Genomic DNA, 17894 nt, shown 5'->3' with positions numbered 1-17894 from the left:
TGTCGTACCCGGGTTCCCGCTGCCCCGTACCCGCGGGGCATGATCGCTCGTGGGGTTTCGCCGGCTCCCCGGCGGTCCCGGCGAGAGCCGAGAGGGAGGGGAGAGGCACAACCCGGCACGGGGGCGCGGAAGTGACGCTCCGTTACATATGCGAGGGGTGGCGGACCCACCGGTACGAGCCGGAATTCACCCGCGGCGAATGATTCCCGGTGAAGATCCGGGCGCGGGATCCGGCCGAATCCGCGGACACTTTTTCAGAATGCGGCTTCACCCGAACCCCAAGACGCGGGCGGACGGCGGGATTCCGGGCGAATGGTCACTTCGGAGGCGGGATTTCTGGCGGATAGTCAGATCCGCGCGGAAAAGTTCCGGACACACTCCGGGACCGGGCGGGCACACTCCGTCCATGGACTTCAACCATTACCGCTTCCGCAGTCTGTGGACACTCTCCGCACCCGCCCCGGTGGTCTACCGGGTGCTGGAGCGGATCGAGGAGTATCCGCGGTGGTGGCCGCAGGTGCGCGAGGTCGTACGGCTGGACGACACCAGCGGACTGGTGCGCATCCGCTCGGTCCTCCCCATCGAGCTGCGGGCCACCCTGCACGAGGGGCGGCGCGATCCGGAGACCGGGATCCTGGAGGTGGGGCTCTCCGGGGACATCGACGGCTGGGCCCGCTGGACCGTCACCCGGCTCGGGCCCGGCGGCAGTCTCGCCCGCTACGAGCAGGAGGTCGTCGTCCGCAAGCCGCTGCTGCGGCGGCTCGCGGTGCCCGCGCGGCCCGTCTTCCGGATGAACCACGCCCTGATGATGCTGGCCGGCCGGCGCGGACTGGAGGCCTGGCTGGAAGCGGTTTGAAGGATACGTACCGACACCTGTATTGTTCAGTGCGTTCCCGGGCGATTAGCTCAGTGGGAGAGCGCTTCGTTCACACCGAAGAGGCCACTGGTTCGAACCCAGTATCGCCCACCGGGCAGGCCGGTCCGTCACAGGCGGACCGGCCTTGCTGTGTCCGCACCGGCCCGCGTTCGCCGGCACGCACCCATGGGCCGGCCTGCGTTCACCGGCATCCGGCCTCGGTCGGTGTGCTCCCCGTCCGCCCGTGACGGGGCCGCCCGCTCAGGCCGCCGCCGGCAGATCCGGGCGCAGGGGCCAGGCCGGGTCCACCGGCTCCTCCGTGCCGCTGCGCGCGAACCACGCCTGCAGGCCCCGCGCCTGGGCCGCGTGCCACACCGCCTGCAGCGTGTGCAGCTCACCGGGGGAGAGCCGCTCCAGCCGGGAGGCGAACCGCTGCCCCACCGCTCGCGTGACCTCCAGCGCGGCCACCGCGTCCGCCGCCGCGTCGTGCGCCTCCTGAAGGCTGACCCCGTAGTGCGCGCACAGATCGGTCAGCGTGCGGCGCCCCTTGCGGTAGCGGTCCAGGTGCTTGTCCAGCACCAGCGGGTCCAGGACCAGCAGCGGCATCCGCTCGAACCAGCGGTGCAGGGAGGAGGCGCGGTGCCGGCGCAACTCCCGGTCCAGCAGCGTGAGATCGAACGGTGCGTTCATCACCACCACCGGGCGTCCGACGCGCGCCTGCTCCGCCAGCGTCTCTGCTATCTCGTACATCACCGGCGCGGGCCAGCGGCCGTTGCGCTGCAGATGCTCCTCCGACAGACCGTGCACCTGCGTGGCGGCGGCCGGCACCGGCACGCCGGGGTTGACCAGCCAGCGGCTCACCCGCGGCCGGGCCCCCGGCGCGTCCTGCACGACGACGGCGGCCGACACGATCCGGTCGTTCTCGACGTCCACGCCCGTGGTCTCCGTGTCAAAGGCGGCCAGCGGCCCTTCGAACCAGCACGTCATTCCCACCAACCCCTCGTTCACCATCGGCAGTTGACGCACCGTCCGCTGCCCGCACGGGTGATACCCGGGCTGTTTGCGCCTCACTCCGGAAGGAGACAACAGGAGTACGGGTCGTAGCAGTTCAGCGGCCCGCAGCGGGGATTCACTTGTTCTGGAAGGCTGTTCGGCCATGGCCATCGCGCAGCCCGAACGGGGCGGGCTGCTGCCCGAACGCACGGCACCGTCTCGCGGCTCACTCGCCACCACCGCCTGCATGGAGACCCTGCAGGTCGGCTATCTGCACGCCGTCGCGGCCGCCGCGGGCTGCTCGCTGTCCCAGCCGTTCCCGGACAACGGCATCGACTGGCACGTCAGCCACAGCGCCCCCGGGCACACCGTGGACGACGAGGTCACCATCAAGGTGCAGCTCAAGGCGACCTACCAGATCGCGCCCGACCCCTCGGCCCGCTTCTTCTCCTTCACGCTGGACAACGCGCACCTGGCGAAGCTGGCCCGCACCCCGGTCTCCGTGCACAAGATCCTGGTGGTGATGCTGGTGCCGCGCTCCCAGGACGACTGGCTGCGCGCCAGCCACGACCGGCTCGACCTGCGCCACTGCTGCTACTGGACCAACCTCGCCGGACACCCGATCACCGGCCGGCAGCGCACCACCGTGCGGATCCCCACCTCACGCATCTTCGACGACCGGGCGCTGTGCGAGATCATGACCCGGGTCGGCACGGGAGGGAAGCCATGACGCACCGTCCGACCGAAGGCCCCCTGCGGCCCGTACGCCCGCACCCGGTCGACACCCCCTGGCCCGCCGGGCCGCCCGGGCCCGCCGAGCCCCCGCACACCCCGTGGGACGGCCGGGTGCCCGAGCCCGGCGAGGTCGACCCCGCGGTGCTCGGCGCGCTGCTGCACCGGCACGGCTGGCAGCGGCGGGGCGGCGCGAGCGGACGCTACGGGCGCTGGACACCACCCGGTCCGGGCAGCGGCACCAGCCTGCTGGTGCCGGAGAGCCGCGCCTTCCCCGACTGCGACGACCTGCTCGGCGAGGCGCTGCTCGCCCTGACCCGCAGCGGCCTGGCAAGTGCCCGCGAGGTGCTGGTCTCGCTCGCCGTGCCCAGCGACGAGATCCGCTGGTGGCGCGACATCCCGGACGGACCCGGCGGGACGGCGGTGTGGACCGCCGGGGAACAACTGCGCCTCGCTGCCCGCCGCACCCTGCTCGCCGCCGCCCTCGCCACCCGCGCCCGGGCCGGCTACCACGGCGCCCGGCACCGCCGCCGCGCCCTGGCCGCGCTGGACTCCGTCCTCGTCGGCCACGCAGCCGGCGGGCACCGGATCACCGCCTTCCTGCCCGTCACCACCGGCCGCCCCCTTGCCGTACGGCTCCATCAGGCGCTGCACGCCACCCGGGAGGCCATCGACTACCGGCGCGCCACCGGCCGCATGGACGCCTTCACCACCGCGGTCCAGGCGGGCGTCAGCCACGAACTCACCGAGGCCCTGCTCGCCCTGGTCCACGGGACCGAGGGCGCCCGGATCGCCGTCGCCTGGGCCCCGGCCGCGGGCGTCCCCGACGGCTGCGCCGCCCTCCCCGAACCCGTCGAGTTCACCCCCGGCGACCTGCCGGTCCTGCGCGAGGCCGGCGCCCGCTACCGGCGCGCGGAGCCCTCCGTGCCGGTGCGGATCACCGGCACCGTGGTGCGGATGCGCAGGCCCGGACCGCGCGGCGAGGGCACGGTACGGCTGCGGGTGCTCGCCGGAGCCGACCTCGGCCATGTCCGGATCACCCTCGGCGAGGAGGACTACCGCATCGCCGGCCACGCCCACCTCGTCGGACTTCCGGTACGGCTGCGCGGCCGTCTGGAGAGCCGCAGCGGCTTCCGGCGCCTGACGGGCGTGAGCGACCTCACGCCGGTGCCGGTGGACGATGCCGAGCGCGACCGCCTGATGAAGGCGGTCCAGGAGAACGCCGAGGTGGCGGCCTTCTTCGGCGAGGTCTGCGAGGGCGACGACCCCGGCGACGAGGACTGATTTCGCCCAGGTGGGTCCCGGGTCGGTACGATCGGTGTTCGCGCGCGCTCTGGTATGGCGCCGCTAGGGGCTGTCTTCCGGATCTTGCCGCTTCCGGTGGCGGTGCCCTTGCAGCCGAGCCGAGCGGGGTCTGGTGCGTGCAGCTGCAAGGCGGAGGAGGACGGCGACGCGGAGCGTCGCCAACCGACGACAACGCCGCAGATGCGCGTGCCAGACCCCGCGACCGGCGGCAAGATCCGAAAGACAGGCCCTAACCCCACTTCAGGTAGGAGAGACCGGTGTCAGACGTCCGTGTGATCATCCAACGCGATTCCGAGCGGGAAGAACGCGTGGTGACGACGGGCACTACGGCCGCCGACCTCTTCGCCGGCGACCGCTCGATCATCGCCGCGCGCGTCGGCGGCGAGCTCAAGGACCTCTCCTACGAGGTGCAGGACGGCGACACCGTCGAGGGCGTGGAGATCTCCTCCGAGGACGGCCTGAACATCCTGCGCCACTCCACCGCGCACGTGATGGCCCAGGCCGTGCAGGAGCTCTTCCCGGAGGCCAAGCTCGGCATCGGCCCGCCCGTCAAGGACGGCTTCTACTACGACTTCGACGTCGACCGGCCCTTCCACCCCGATGACCTCAAGGCCATCGAGAAGAAGATGCAGGAGATCCAGAAGCGCGGCCAGCGCTTCTCCCGCCGCGTCGTCACCGAGGAGGCCGCCCGCGAGGAGCTCGCCGACGAGCCCTACAAGCTGGAGCTGATCGGCCTCAAGGGCGCCCCCTCGCACGACGACGGCGCGGACGTCGAGGTCGGCGCCGGCGAGCTGACCATCTACGACAACCTGGACCCCAAGACCGGCGAGGTGTGCTGGAAGGACCTCTGCCGGGGTCCCCACCTGCCCACCACCCGCCACATCCCGGCGTTCAAGCTGATGCGCAACGCGGGCGCCTACTGGCGCGGCAGCGAGAAGAACCCGATGCTGCAGCGCATCTACGGCACCGCCTGGCCGACCAAGGAGGAGCTCAAGGCCCACCTGGAGTTCCTCGCCGAGGCCGAGAAGCGCGACCACCGCAAGCTCGGCCACGAGCTGGACCTGTTCTCCATCCCGGAGCAGATCGGCTCCGGCCTCGCCGTCTTCCACCCCAAGGGCGGCATCATCCGCCGGGTGATGGAGGACTACTCGCGGCGCCGCCACGAGGAAGAGGGCTACGAGTTCGTCTACACCCCGCACGCCACCAAGGGGAAGCTCTTCGAGATCTCGGGCCACCTGGACTGGTACGCCGACGGCATGTACCCGCCCATGCAGCTCGACGAGGGCGTGGACTACTACCTCAAGCCCATGAACTGCCCGATGCACAACCTGATCTTCGACGCGCGGGGGCGTTCGTACCGCGAACTGCCGCTGCGTCTGTTCGAGTTCGGGACGGTGTACCGGTACGAGAAGTCGGGCGTGGTGCACGGCCTGACCCGGGCCCGCGGCTTCACCCAGGACGACGCGCACATCTACTGCACGCGCGAGCAGATGGCCGAGGAGCTCGACAAGACCCTCACCTTCGTCCTGGACCTGCTGCGCGACTACGGCCTGACCGACTTCTACCTGGAGCTGTCCACCAAGGACCCGGAGAAGTTCGTCGGCACCGACGAGGCCTGGGAGGAGGCCACCGAGACGCTGCGCCAGGTCGCCGAGAAGCAGGGCCTGCCGCTCGTCCCCGACCCGGGCGGTGCCGCCTTCTACGGCCCGAAGATCTCCGTCCAGACCAAGGACGCCATCGGCCGCACCTGGCAGATGTCCACCATCCAGCTGGACTTCAACCTGCCGGAGCGCTTCGACCTGGAGTACACCGCCGCCGACGGCACCAAGCAGCGTCCGGTCATGATCCACCGCGCGCTGTTCGGCTCCATCGAGCGGTTCTTCGCGGTGCTGCTGGAGCACTACGCGGGCGCCTTCCCGGCGTGGCTCGCGCCCGTCCAGGCCATCGGCATCCCGGTCGGCGACGCGCACGTCGGGTACCTGGAGGAGTTCGCGGCCAAGGCCAGGAAGCAGGGGCTGCGGGTCGAGGTGGACTCCTCCGCGGACCGGATGCAGAAGAAGATCCGCAACGCCCAGAAGCAGAAGGTGCCGTTCATGGTCATCGCCGGTGACGAGGACATGGCCAAGGGCGCCGTCTCCTTCCGCTACCGCGACGGCTCCCAGGAGAACGGCATCCCCGTCGACGAGGCGATCGCCAAGATCGTGAAGGTCGTCGAGGAGCGGGCGCAGGTCTGATCGCTCGGCTGACCGAAAGGCTCCGAAGGGCCCCCGGGAGTGATCCCGGGGGCCTTTCCCGCGTGCGCCGGCAACGCCATATGCTGCACGCATGACGAGTGAGCCGGAGCAGCAGTTGGGAGTGGGGACGCAGGACGCGTTCCAGCGTCTGTGGACGCCCCACCGGATGGCCTACATCCAGGGGGAGAACAAGCCGACCGGCCCGGGCGCCGACGACGGCTGCCCGTTCTGCTCCATCCCGGCCAAGTCCGACGAGGACGGGCTCATCCTCCAGCGCGGCGAGACCGTGTACGCCGTGCTCAATCTGTACCCCTACACCGGCGGCCACCTGATGACCGTGCCGTACCGGCACGTCGCCGACTACACCGACCTCACCGCCGAGGAGACGGCCGAGCTCGCCGAGCTGACCAAGCAGGCGATGACCGCGCTGCGCAAGGCCTCCGGCGCGCACGGCTTCAACATCGGCATGAACCAGGGCACGGTCGCGGGCGCCGGCATCGCCGCCCATCTGCACCAGCACGTCGTTCCGCGCTGGGGCGGGGACACCAACTTCATGCCGGTGGTGGGCCACACCAAGGTGCTGCCGCAGCTGCTGGCCGACACCCGCAAGATGCTGGCGGAGGCCTGGCCCACGGAGTGACGGCCGCGGAGGCCCGGCCAACGGAGTGAAGGCTGCGGAAGCCCGGCCCACCGACTGACGGCTGCGGAAGCCCGGCCCACCGACTGACGGCTGCGGAGGTCCGGCCCACCGACTGACGGCTGCGGAGGTCCGGCCCACCGACTGACGGCTGCGGAGGTCCGGCCCACCGACTGACGCTCCGGAGCGCGAACCCCTCGCGGCTGCCGTCCGGACGCCGGACGGGCCGGACAATGCCGGCCCGTCCGTGAACGCTCTCCCGCCCGCTACGCCTCGTACACATCCGCCTTCCGCGGCGACGCGTCCTGCACGGCCGTGCTGAGGAACGAGGAGCGCGCACCGAACTTCTCGGTGTCCACGCCGTTCTCCTCCAGCACCTTGATCGCCGCCGCGTGCACCACCCGCAGCACCGGAGTCGCCGCGCGCAGCGCGTCGTCCGCCATGAAACGGTGCCGCCACGGCTGGTCCGCCCAGGCGTGCCGCAGACCGAACGGCTCGGGCAACGTCAGCGTGCCGCCGAGCCAGTTCAGCAGCGGGGGATACCAGGTCAGCGGGGCACGTGCGGCGAGCCGGACCACCTCGTCCGCGTCGACCAGCGGGAGCTTCACCTTGCGGGTCTCCCAGAACTTGACCGACTTCTGGACCTCCTTCTCCTTGGCCGCCGGCTTGGTGGTGAACAGCGAGTGAACCGGGCCCAGCGCATGCCCGGTGACCTCGATGCGCAGCGTCTCGTGCAGCACCGTCACCGTGATGAGCATGGTGATGACCAGCTGCCCGTCCCACAGCGTCCACTGCACGCCGAGGTAGTGCCGGTCGCCCGCGCCGAACTGCTGCTTGTTGCAGATCTCCTGTATGGCGTGCGTCTTGACCCGGTACGCCTCGACGTCCGTGCCTTCGGGCCGGGCAACCTCCGTGGCGTTCTCGGCGATCGGGGTGACGATCCAGTGCTGTATCGACGGCTTGGGGAAGCCGCCCGTGTTCAGCGGACCGCGCTCCAGCATGCGCAGCCGGTCCTGGATGGCCTTGATGACGTCCCAGCTGCGGAACGGGTGGATCTCCCGGTCCGGGTCGGCCGTGACCAGGTCCTCGGCGAGCTGCCAGCTGCCCCAGCGCGTGCCCATGCCGAGTATCCCCTTGGGCCCGGCGTAGAACACGGAGTTGGACTGCTGCTCGGCGGCGAGCCGGGCCAGGGACTGGCGCAGCTCCTCGGCCGCCTTCTCGCCGGGGCTGCTCGGCACCGCCTCGGGCACCTTGGCGCCCACGCTGGTGCCCGACAGCAGGCTGTCCCAGCGTTCGCGCAGGTCACGGGCGGTGCGCTCGCAGATCTGCCTGGCCCAGTACCAGCCGACCACGGGTGCGACGACGGCGGCTCGTGCGTACCAGCCCCAGAAGCCGCCGAACGGCATACGGATCAGGAACAGCACCGCCAGGGCGCCCACCGCGATCAGCAGCGTGGTAGCGAGCGCGCCGGCCCGCTTGTCCGGCCGTTTGGCGATCGTGGTGCGGATCTGGAAGACCAGCAGCCACATCAGCAGGCCCGGCAGGAACAGCAGTCCGCACAGCACCATCACGGCGGTCAGCCAGTTGTCCCGCTCCCGGCGGATGCGGTGGGCGGCGAGGGCGTGCTCCACCACCACCTGCGGCTGGGTGCCGAAGGACTGGATGAGCGGCTTGCGCCCCGAGCCGAGCATGCGGTCGATGACCGCCCGGGAGAACGCCTCCCCCAGATTCGGCCGGAACAGCGCGATCTTCGGCTCGCTCACCGACGACTTGTGCCACTCGTTGTTGGCCTTGAGGATCTCCTTCGCCTCGTTGTCCCGGTAGGCGGCGGAGGCCAGCGCGAACGTCGGTGTCTGCCCCTCGTCGCCCGTGCGCGGCACCTGCGGACCGAAGAAGTCCGCGTAACCGCCGTCAACGGTCATTCCCGCCCCCGATCGCCGCGACCATACGTCCTGCGGCCTTCCCGACTTCCTTGATGCGCACACCTGTTGATCAGGTCTTCAGCGTATCGGCAGCCGGCGCCGTCCGTCTGCGGACGGACCGAGCCATCCGCCAAGGTGAGTCGGAGCGCGGCACGGCAGGGTTGTGCGCACGCATGCGCCGGGCGCCCGCATCAGGCACGCGGGCGCCCGGCGCCGCTGGTCAGCCGCTCTGCGCCTCCTCACGCACCCGTTCCGCGATCTGCGGCGGCATCGGCTCGTGCCGCACATACTTCCGGCTGAAGCGGGCGGTGCCGTGGGACAGCGAGCGCAGGTCCACGGCGTACCGGCCGATCTCGATCTCCGGCACCTCCGCCTTGATCAGCGTGCGCCCGCCGGGTGCCTGCTCGGTGCCCAGCACCCGGCCGCGCCGGCCGGACAGGTCGCTCATCACCGTGCCGACGTAGTCGTCGCCGACCAGGACGCTCACCTCGGCCACCGGCTCCAGCAGCAGGATCTTGGCGTCCGCGGCCGCCTCCCGCAGGGCGAGCGCCCCGGCCGTCTGGAACGCGGCGTCGGAGGAGTCCACCGAGTGCGCCTTGCCGTCCAGCAGCGTCACCCGCACGTCGACCAGCGGATGACCGGCCGCGACTCCCTTGGCCGCCTGGGCCCTCACGCCCTTCTCCACCGAGGGGATGAACTGCCGCGGCACCGCGCCGCCGACCACCTTGTCGACGAACTCGATGCCCGAACCGCCCGGCAGCGGCTCGACCTCGATCTCGCAGATCGCGAACTGCCCGTGGCCGCCGGACTGTTTGACGTGCCGTCCGCGTCCGGCCGCCTTGCCGCCGAAGGTCTCCCGCAGCGGCGCCCTGTGCGGCACCACGTCGACCTGCACGCCGTAGCGGCTGCGCAGCCGCTCCAGGGCCACGTCGGCGTGCGCCTCGCCCAGGCACCACAGCACCACCTGGTGGGTGTCCTGATTCTGCTCCAGCCGCATCGTCGGGTCCTCGGCGACCAGCCGGGCCAGGCCCTGCGACAACTTGTCCTCGTCCGGTTTGCTGTGCGCCTGGATGGCCAGCGGCAGCAGCGGGTCGGGCATCTCCCAGGGCTCAAGCAGCAGCGGGTCGTCCGTGGCGGACAGCGTGTCCCCGGTCTCCGCGCGGCTCAGCTTCGCCACGCACGCCATGTCGCCGGCGATGACGTGGGAGACGGGCCGCTGCTGTTTGCCGAACGGCGTGGACAGGGCGCCGATCCGCTCGTCGACGTCGTGGTCCTCGTGGCCCCGGTCGGACAGGCCGTGCCCGGAGACATGCACCGTCTGGTCGGCCCGCAGCGTCCCGGAGAACACCCGGATCAGGGAGATTCGGCCCACGTACGGGTCGGAGGAGGTCTTGACGACCTCGGCGACCAGCGGGGCCTCGGGGTCGCAGGGCTTCAGCTCGCGCGGTTTGCCGTCCACGGTGGTCACGTGGAGGGTGCCGTGCTCCAGCGGCGTCGGGAAGCCGCGGGTGATCAGCTCCAGCAGCTCCACCGTGCCCAGGCCCTGCCGGGCGCCCTCGGCCGCGGGGGCGGCGGCCAGCACAGGGAAGAACACCCCGCGGGCTACCGCCCGCTCCAGGTCCTTGATCAGCGTCTCGGTGTCGACCTGCTCGCCGCCGAGATAGCGGTCCATCAGGGTCTCGTCCTCGCTCTCCGAGATGATCCCCTCGATGAGCCGGTTGCGGGCCTCCTCGATCAGCGGCAGCTGGTCCGGGCCGGGCTCGGACTCCTTGCGCTCGCCGCCGGCGTAGTCGAACAGCTTCTGCGTCAGCAGTCCGATCAGCCCCGTCACGGGCGCGTGGCCGTCCGGCCCCTCGGGTCCGCGCAGCGGCAGATACAGCGGCAGCACCGCGTCCGGGTCGTCGCCGCCGAAGGTCTCCGCGCAGATCCGGGTCATCTCCTCGAAGTCGGAGCGGGCCGCCTCCAGGTGCGTGATCACGATGGCGCGGGGCATCCCGACGGCCGCGCACTCGTCCCACACCATGCGGGTCGAGCCGTCCACACCGTCGGAGGCCGAGACAACGAAAAGGGCCGCGTCCGCGGCTCGCAGACCGGCCCTGAGTTCCCCGACGAAGTCGGCGTATCCGGGGGTGTCCAGAAGGTTGATCTTGATGCCGTCCGATTCGACCGGCACCAGGGAGAGCTGTACCGAGCGTTGCTGCCGGTGCTCGATCTCATCGTAGTCGGAGACGGTGCCGCCGTCCTCCACGCGGCCCGCCCGGTTGATCGCCCCCGCGGTCAGCGCGAGAGCCTCCGCCAGAGTCGTCTTGCCCGATCCGGAGTGGCCGACCAGCACCACATTCCGTACGGACGTGGGATGGTCGGCCGCCTGTGCCCTGCCGGCGGCTCCGGGGTGTGTGTGCGCCTTGTCGCCCATGGTCCTGCCTCCCGTGCACGGTGAGGTCACTGTGGGCGCGGACACGCGGGATCCGCGTGCGGAGCGGCTCCGGCGACGCCCGCGGTCCTTCGAGCTTTCCACTCCCGTCACCGTGCGTCCATACGACGGACCGGAACCCGCCACGGGCGGGCGAACGGCCGCCCCGCCCCTGGGTCGCGCGGCAACCGTGACGCGAGCGCCGGGGGTGCCCCGGGCCGGCCCGTGACGCGAGCGCCGGGGGTGCCCCGGGCCGGGGTGATGCGAGCGCCGCGGGTGCCCCGCCGCCGCCCGCGCACGCGCGTGACTACGATTGGGCCCCGCCGGTGGCCAGCAGGGGCCACACGGCGCCACACCGACCGTCGGGAAGGCCATGCTGAACAAGTACGCGCGTGCATTCTTCACGCGTGTCCTCACGCCGTTCGCCGCGTTTCTCATCCGGCGGGGGGTCAGCCCCGACACGGTCACGCTCATCGGCACCGCGGGTGTGGTCGCGGGCGCGCTGGTCTTCTACCCCAGGGGCGAGTTCTTCTGGGGCACGGTCGTGATCACGCTGTTCGTGTTCTCCGACCTCGTCGACGGCAACATGGCCCGCCAGCTGGGCCGCTCCAGCCGCTGGGGCGCCTTCCTCGACTCCACCCTCGACCGGGTGGCCGACGGAGCGATCTTCGGCGGCTTCGCCCTCTGGTACGCCGGGCAGGGCGACGACAACGTGCTGTGCGCGGTGGCGATCTTCTGCCTGACCAGCGGCCAGGTGGTCTCGTACACCAAGGCGCGCGGCGAGTCGATCGGGCTGCCGGTCGCCGTCAACGGGCTGGTCGAGCGGGCCGAGCGGCTGGTGATCTCGCTGGTCGCGGCCGGATTCGCGGGCATGCACAAGTTCGGCGTCCCCGGCATCCAGCACCTGCTGCCCGTCGCCCTGTGGATCGTCGCCGTGGGCAGCCTGGTCACGCTGATCCAGCGGGTCGTCACCGTGCGCCGCGAGTCCGCCGAGGCGGAGGCCGCGGACGCCGAGCGCACCGAGGCCGAGGGGAGCGAGGCCGCCAAGTGAGCGCCCAGGAACGGCTCACCGACACCCTCTACGGGGCCGGCTGGGCCACGGTGAAGAAGCTTCCCGAGCCGGTCGCCGTGCGGCTGGGGCGGACCATCGCCGACCTCGCCTGGAAGCAGCGCGGCAAGGGCGTGCAGCGGCTGGAGAGCAACTACGCCCGGGTGGTGCCGGACGCGGGCCCCGAGCGGCTCGCCGAGCTCTCCCGCGCCGGGATGCGGTCCTACCTGCGCTACTGGATGGAGTCCTTCCGGCTGCCCGCGTGGAGCCCGGAGCGCATCAGGAACTCCTTCGGCCCCAAGGACGTGCACCACCTCACCGACGGCCTGGCCCGCGGCAAGGGCGTGATCCTCGCCCTGCCGCACCTCGCCAACTGGGACCTGGCCGGCGCCTGGGTCACCACCGAGCTGGGCATCCCGTTCACCACGGTCGCCGAGCGGCTGAAGCCGGAGACGCTCTACGACCGGTTCGTCGCCTACCGGGAGAGCCTCGGCATGGAGGTCCTGCCGCACAGCGGCGGCAGCGCCTTCGGCACCCTGGCCCGGCGGCTGCGCGACGGCGGACTGGTCTGCCTGGTCGCCGACCGGGACCTGTCCGCCTCCGGCGTCGAGGTCGAGTTCTTCGGCGAGACCGCGCGGATGCCGGCCGGGCCCGCCCTGCTCGCCCAGCAGACCGGTGCCCTGCTGCTGCCGGTGACGCTCTGGTACGACGACTCCCCGGTGATGCAGGGGCGGGTCCACCCGCCGGTCGAAGTGCCCCAGTCAGGTACCCGGGCGGAAAAGACGTCCGTCATGACACAGGCCCTGGCCGACGCCTTCGCCACGGGGATCGCCGAGCATCCGGAGGACTGGCACATGCTGCAGCGCTTGTGGCTCAAGGACCTCGATCCCGCGAAGGGGCAGGCGTGAGAATCGGCATCGTCTGCCCCTACTCCTGGGACGTGCCCGGGGGCGTCCAGTTCCACATCCGCGACCTGGCCGAGTACTTCATCCGCCTCGGCCACGACGTCTCGGTGCTCGCCCCGGCCGACGACGACACCCCGCTGCCGCCGTACGTGGTCTCCGCGGGCCGCGCGGTGCCGGTGCCGTACAACGGCTCGGTGGCCCGCCTGAACTTCGGCTTCCTCAGCGCCGCCCGGGTGCGGCGGTGGCTGCAGCAGGGCTCCTTCGACGTCATCCACATCCACGAGCCCACCTCGCCCTCCCTCGGCCTGCTGACCTGCTGGGCCGCCCAGGGGCCCATCGTGGCCACCTTCCACACGTCCAACCCGCGCTCCCGCGCGATGATCGCCGCCTACGCCATCCTCCAGGCGGCGCTGGAGAAGATCAGCGCCCGGATCGCGGTGAGCGAGTACGCCCGCCGCACACTCGTCGAGCACCTCGGCGGAGACGCCGTGGTCATCCCCAACGGCGTCGACGTCGACTTCTTCGCCAAGGCCGACCCCAACCCCGAGTGGCAGGGCGACACCATCGGCTTCATCGGCCGGATCGACGAGCCCCGCAAGGGCCTGCCGGTGCTGATGAAGGCCCTGCCGAAGATCCTCGCCGCCCGCCCGCAGACGCGGCTGCTGGTCGCCGGCCGGGGCGACGGGAAGGAGGCCGTGGAGGACCTGCCGAGGGAACTCCGCTCCCGGGTCGAGTTCCTCGGCATGATCAGCGACCAGGACAAGGCCCGGCTGCTGCGCAGCGTCGACCTGTACGTGGCGCCCAACACCGGCGGCGAGAGCTTCGGCATCATCCTCGTCGAGGCCATGTCCGCGGGAGCCCCCGTCCTCGCCTCCGACCTGGACGCCTTCGCCCAGGTCCTCGACCGGGGCGCGGCCGGCGAGCTGTTCCCCAACGAGGACGCCGACGCCCTCGCCGACAAGGCGCTGGAACTCCTGGGGAACCCCGAGCGCCGCGCCGAGCTGCGCGAGCGCGGCAGCGCGCACGTGCGCCGCTTCGACTGGTCGACGGTCGGCGCGGACATCCTGTCGGTGTACGAGACCGTCACCGCCGGAGCCGCCGCGGTGGCCGCCGACGACCGGACCACCGGTCTGTGGTCGCGCCTCGGACTGGCGAGGGACTGAGCCCCGATCCGCCCAGGGACTAAGCCCCGGATCCGCCCAGGGACTGAGCCCCGGACCGAGCCCCGGACCGGCCGGGACTGAGCCCCGGATCCGCCCAGGGACTGAGCCCCGGACCGAGCCCCGGACCGGCCGGGACTGAGCCCGGGACCGGCCAGGGTCCGAAGACCGCCCTGGGCCCTCAGACCGCCCGACCGCCCCGGTAACCTTGCCGCCCGTGACCGCAACCCTCATCTGGATCCTCGTCGTCCTCGTCCTGATCGGCATCTATCTGAGCTGGACGGCGGGACGGCTGGACCGGCTGCACGCACGGATCGACGCCGCGCGCGCCGCACTCGACGCCCAGCTGCTGCGCCGGGCGTCGGTGGCCCAGGAACTGGCCACCTCCGGGGTGCTCGACCCGGCCGCCTCGATCGTGCTCTACGAGGCCGCCCACGCGGCCCGGCAGGCGGTCGAGGAGCAGCGGGAGGTCGCCGAGAGCGAGCTGAGCCAGGCGCTGCGCGCCGTGTTCGCCGAACGGGAGCAGATGGAGGCGGTCAAGGAGGCGCCCGGGGGAGAGGAGACGGCGCTGGAACTCGCCGAGGCGGTCCGCCGGGTCCCCATGGCCCGCCGCTTCCACAACGACGCCGTACGCGCCGCCCGCGCCCTGCGCAGACACCGCAAGGTCCGCTGGTTCCGCCTGGCAGGCCACGCCCCGTTCCCCATGGCCTTCGAAATGGACGACGAACCCCCTGCAGCCCTCATAGACCGCGCCGCCTGAGCCGGCCCCGGCCGCCGCATGATCGCGCTCCGGGCCGCCTGACCGGGCCCGTGCCCCCGGGCGCGTGACCGGGCCCGGATCCCGGTCGCATGAGTGGGCCTTGGACCGCGTCGCACGAGCGTGCTCCCGGCCACCGCGTGATCGTCCTCGGGCGGCGCCGCATGGATGTCTCCGGGTCTGCGTGATCGTGTTCCTGGATCGCGGCGCACTCCCGGCCGCCGCATGATCGTGCTCCGGGCCGCATGATCGGGCCCGTGCCCCCGGGCGGCGACCGCATCCTCGGCCGCGTCCGATGAACGTGCTCCCGGCCCACCTAACCGCGTCCTCGGCCCTGCCGATGAACCTGAGCCCGCCCGCGTGAGCCTGTTCACACAGGGCGCCGTAAAACCATGTGGTCCGGCCAGCGGTGACGTGTTCGTGGTGGTAAAACGATCCACCGGCTTGGCATTGGCCCTTGCTGTGGACTGCTCGGGTCCCGTTTCCTCGGTGCTGGCAACAACCCTCCTTCCCCTTCAGTGAGGTCATTCGTGTCCAGCACGCTCTCCGAGAACCAGGGTCCCGAGACCGGCACCGCCCGTGTGAAGCGCGGCATGGCCGAGCAGCTCAAGGGCGGCGTGATCATGGACGTCGTCACGCCGGAGCAGGCCAAGATCGCCGAGGACGCGGGCGCCGTCGCCGTCATGGCCCTGGAGCGGGTCCCGGCCGACATCCGCAAGGACGGCGGAGTGGCCCGCATGTCCGACCCGGACATGATCGAGGGCATCATGAACGCCGTCTCCATCCCGGTGATGGCCAAGTCCCGCATCGGCCACTTCGTCGAGGCCCAGGTGCTGCAGTCGCTCGGCGTCGACTACATCGACGAGTCCGAGGTCCTCACCCCGGCCGACGAGGTCAACCACTCCGACAAGTGGGCCTTCACCACCCCCTTCGTCTGCGGTGCCACCAACCTGGGCGAGGCCCTGCGCCGCATCGCCGAGGGTGCCGCGATGATCCGCTCCAAGGGCGAGGCCGGCACCGGCAACGTCGTCGAGGCGGTCCGCCACCTGCGCCAGATCAAGAACGACATCGCCCGTCTGCGCGGCCTGGACAGCCACGAGCTGTACGCCGCCGCCAAGGAGCTGCGCGCCCCCTACGAGCTGGTCAAGGAGGTCGCCGAGCTGGGCAAGCTCCCGGTGGTGCTGTTCTCCGCCGGCGGTGTGGCCACCCCGGCCGACGCCGCGCTGATGCGCCAGCTCGGCGCCGAGGGCGTCTTCGTCGGCTCCGGCATCTTCAAGTCCGGCGACCCGGCCAAGCGCGCCGCCGCCATCGTCAAGGCGACCACCTTCTACGACGACCCGAAGATCATCGCGGACGCGTCCCGCAACCTCGGCGAGGCCATGGTCGGCATCAACTGCGACACCCTCCCCGAGACCGAGCGTTACGCCAACCGCGGCTGGTAAGGCACGTATGAACACCCCTGTCATCGGCGTCCTGGCACTCCAGGGCGACGTCCGGGAGCACCTTGTCGCCCTGGCCGCGGCCGACGCCGTGGCCAGGCCGGTGCGGCGCCCCGAGGAGCTCGCCGAGGTGGACGGTCTGGTCATCCCCGGCGGTGAGTCCACCACCATCTCCAAGCTCGCCCATCTGTTCGGCGTGATGGAGCCCCTGCGGGCGCGTGTGCGGGACGGGATGCCCGTCTACGGCACCTGCGCCGGCATGATCATGCTCGCCGACAAGATCCTCGACCCGCGCTCCGGGCAGGAGACCGTCGGCGGCATCGACATGATCGTGCGCCGCAACGCCTTCGGACGGCAGAACGAGTCCTTCGAGGCCGCGGTCGACGTCAAGGGCATCGAGGGCGATCCTGTGGAGGGCGTCTTCATCCGCGCCCCCTGGGTCGAGTCCGTCGGCGCCGGGGCCGAGGTGCTCGCCGAGCACGGCGGTCACATCGTCGCGGTCCGTCAGGGCAACGCGCTGGCCACCTCGTTCCACCCCGAACTGACCGGCGACCACCGGGTGCACCGCCTGTTCGTGGACATGGTGCGCACATGGAGGACGGCGCGGTCCTTGTAGGATTCCAGCGTTCGTTGCAGAGATGGGTTACGCGAAGGAGACAGGCAGATGTCCGGCCACTCTAAATGGGCCACGACGAAGCACAAGAAGGCCGTGATCGATGCCAAGCGCGGCAAGCTCTTCGCGAAGCTGATCAAGAACATCGAGGTCGCGGCCCGGATGGGCGGTGCCGATCCCGACGGTAACCCGACGCTGTACGACGCCATCCAGAAGGCCAAGAAGTCGTCGGTCCCGAACAAGAACATCGAATCGGCGGTCAAGCGCGGTGCGGGCCTGGAGGCCGGCGGCGCCGACTACGAGACGATCATGTACGAGGGCTACGGGCCGAACGGTGTCGCGGTGCTCATCGAGTGCCTCACCGACAACCGCAACCGCGCCGCCTCCGAGGTGCGCGTCGCCATGACCCGCAACGGCGGCTCCATGGCCGACCCGGGCTCGGTGTCGTACCTGTTCAACCGCAAGGGCGTGGTGATCGTCCCGAAGGGCGACCTGACCGAGGACGACGTCCTCGCGGCCGTCCTGGACGCGGGCGCCGAGGAGGTCAACGACCTCGGCGAGAACTTCGAGGTGATCAGCGAGCCGGGCGACCTGGTCGCGGTCCGCACCGCGCTGCAGGACGCCGGCATCGACTACGAGTCCGCCGACGCCAACTTCGTCCCGACCATGCAGGTCCAGCTGGACGAGGAGGGCGCGAAGAAGATCTTCAAGCTCATCGACGCGCTCGAGGACAGCGACGACGTGCAGAACGTCTTCGCGAACTTCGACGTCAGCGACGAGATCATGGAGAAGGTCGGCGCCTGACGCCGCGCCGCCGGCTGAGCGGACCCCACGGGCCGACGGGACACACCCCGTCGGCCCGTCGCGTTGTCGGTGGCAC

General features: G+C 71.3%; 14 protein-coding genes, 1 tRNA gene and 1 pseudogene. 13 read left to right on the top strand and 3 right to left on the bottom strand.

Going from position 1 to position 17894, the window contains the following annotated elements; translation table 11 throughout:
* The first annotated feature begins 406 nt into the window (after positions 1–406).
* Both ABD207_RS19420 and ABD207_RS19415 read left to right on the top strand, forming a co-directional pair.
* Complete coding sequence (locus ABD207_RS19420) at positions 407–856, top strand: SRPBCC family protein (RefSeq protein ID WP_344014375.1); 450 nt, start codon at positions 407–409, stop codon at positions 854–856.
* 39 nt (positions 857–895) lie between these two features.
* Positions 896–967 (top strand) — tRNA-Val (locus tag ABD207_RS19415).
* 150 nt (positions 968–1117) lie between these two features.
* Here the strand turns inward: ABD207_RS19415 and ABD207_RS19410 are convergent.
* The gene (locus tag ABD207_RS19410; RefSeq protein ID WP_344014374.1) at positions 1118–1843 is read right to left on the bottom strand and encodes an exonuclease domain-containing protein; all 726 of its coding nucleotides are present in this window, start codon (positions 1841–1843) and stop codon (positions 1118–1120) included.
* A gap of 169 nt (positions 1844–2012) precedes the next feature.
* Between ABD207_RS19410 and ABD207_RS19405 the strand changes: the two genes are divergently transcribed.
* The 4 genes from ABD207_RS19405 (at position 2013) to ABD207_RS19390 (ending at position 6760) form a co-directional block, all read left to right on the top strand.
* Complete coding sequence (locus ABD207_RS19405) at positions 2013–2579, top strand: DUF4365 domain-containing protein (RefSeq protein ID WP_344014373.1); 567 nt, start codon at positions 2013–2015, stop codon at positions 2577–2579.
* A complete protein-coding gene (locus ABD207_RS19400) occupies positions 2576–3865 on the top strand; it encodes a hypothetical protein (protein ID WP_344014372.1) in 1290 nt (429 codons plus the stop codon). Before ABD207_RS19405 ends, ABD207_RS19400 begins: the two co-directional genes overlap by 4 nt.
* Before the next feature lie 278 nt (positions 3866–4143).
* Entirely contained in the window at positions 4144–6120 is a 1977-nt protein-coding gene (gene thrS / locus ABD207_RS19395) for a threonine--tRNA ligase (RefSeq protein ID WP_344014371.1), read from the top strand.
* A gap of 91 nt (positions 6121–6211) precedes the next feature.
* Complete coding sequence (locus ABD207_RS19390; protein ID WP_344014370.1) at positions 6212–6760, top strand: HIT family protein; 549 nt, start codon at positions 6212–6214, stop codon at positions 6758–6760.
* A 263-nt stretch (positions 6761–7023) separates the two neighbouring features.
* On the opposite strand, the gene ABD207_RS19385 is transcribed toward ABD207_RS19390, so the two are convergent.
* A complete protein-coding gene (locus tag ABD207_RS19385; RefSeq protein WP_344014369.1) occupies positions 7024–8679 on the bottom strand; it encodes a hypothetical protein in 1656 nt (551 codons plus the stop codon).
* 220 nt (positions 8680–8899) lie between these two features.
* Complete coding sequence (locus ABD207_RS19380; RefSeq protein ID WP_344014368.1) at positions 8900–11095, bottom strand: elongation factor G-like protein EF-G2; 2196 nt, start codon at positions 11093–11095, stop codon at positions 8900–8902.
* Between the two features lie 323 nt (positions 11096–11418).
* Between ABD207_RS19380 and pgsA the strand changes: the two are divergent.
* The 7 genes and pseudogenes from pgsA (at position 11419) to ABD207_RS19345 (ending at position 17818) form a co-directional block, all read left to right on the top strand.
* A pseudogene (gene pgsA, locus ABD207_RS19375) lies at positions 11419–12143 on the top strand (phosphatidylinositol phosphate synthase).
* Positions 12140–13048 carry a phosphatidylinositol mannoside acyltransferase gene (locus ABD207_RS19370; protein ID WP_344014366.1) on the top strand — a complete coding sequence of 303 codons (909 nt, stop codon included), beginning with the start codon at positions 12140–12142 and terminating at the stop codon, positions 13046–13048. Before pgsA ends, ABD207_RS19370 begins: the two are co-directional and overlap by 4 nt.
* Positions 13045–14208, top strand: a complete 1164-nt coding sequence (locus tag ABD207_RS19365; RefSeq protein WP_344014365.1) for a glycosyltransferase family 4 protein — start codon at positions 13045–13047, stop codon at positions 14206–14208. Before ABD207_RS19370 ends, ABD207_RS19365 begins: the two co-directional genes overlap by 4 nt.
* A gap of 214 nt (positions 14209–14422) precedes the next feature.
* Complete coding sequence (locus ABD207_RS19360) at positions 14423–14965, top strand: LemA family protein (protein ID WP_344014364.1); 543 nt, start codon at positions 14423–14425, stop codon at positions 14963–14965.
* 527 nt (positions 14966–15492) lie between these two features.
* On the top strand, positions 15493–16404 hold the full coding sequence (gene pdxS, locus ABD207_RS19355) for a pyridoxal 5'-phosphate synthase lyase subunit PdxS (RefSeq protein WP_344014363.1): 912 nt from the start codon (positions 15493–15495) through the stop codon (positions 16402–16404).
* Between the two features lie 7 nt (positions 16405–16411).
* Positions 16412–17017, top strand: coding sequence for a pyridoxal 5'-phosphate synthase glutaminase subunit PdxT (pdxT, locus tag ABD207_RS19350; RefSeq protein ID WP_344014362.1), 606 nt, complete (start codon positions 16412–16414; stop codon positions 17015–17017).
* Positions 17018–17065: 48 nt separating this feature from the next.
* Positions 17066–17818, top strand: a complete 753-nt coding sequence (locus tag ABD207_RS19345; RefSeq protein ID WP_167990645.1) for a YebC/PmpR family DNA-binding transcriptional regulator — start codon at positions 17066–17068, stop codon at positions 17816–17818.
* Positions 17819–17894: the final 76 nt, after the last annotated feature.

It is taken from the genome of Streptomyces thermospinosisporus (assembly GCF_039526425.1).
Taxonomy (GTDB): domain Bacteria; phylum Actinomycetota; class Actinomycetes; order Streptomycetales; family Streptomycetaceae; genus Streptomyces; species Streptomyces thermocarboxydovorans.
This window is presented reverse-complemented; position numbering and strand designations above follow the sequence as displayed.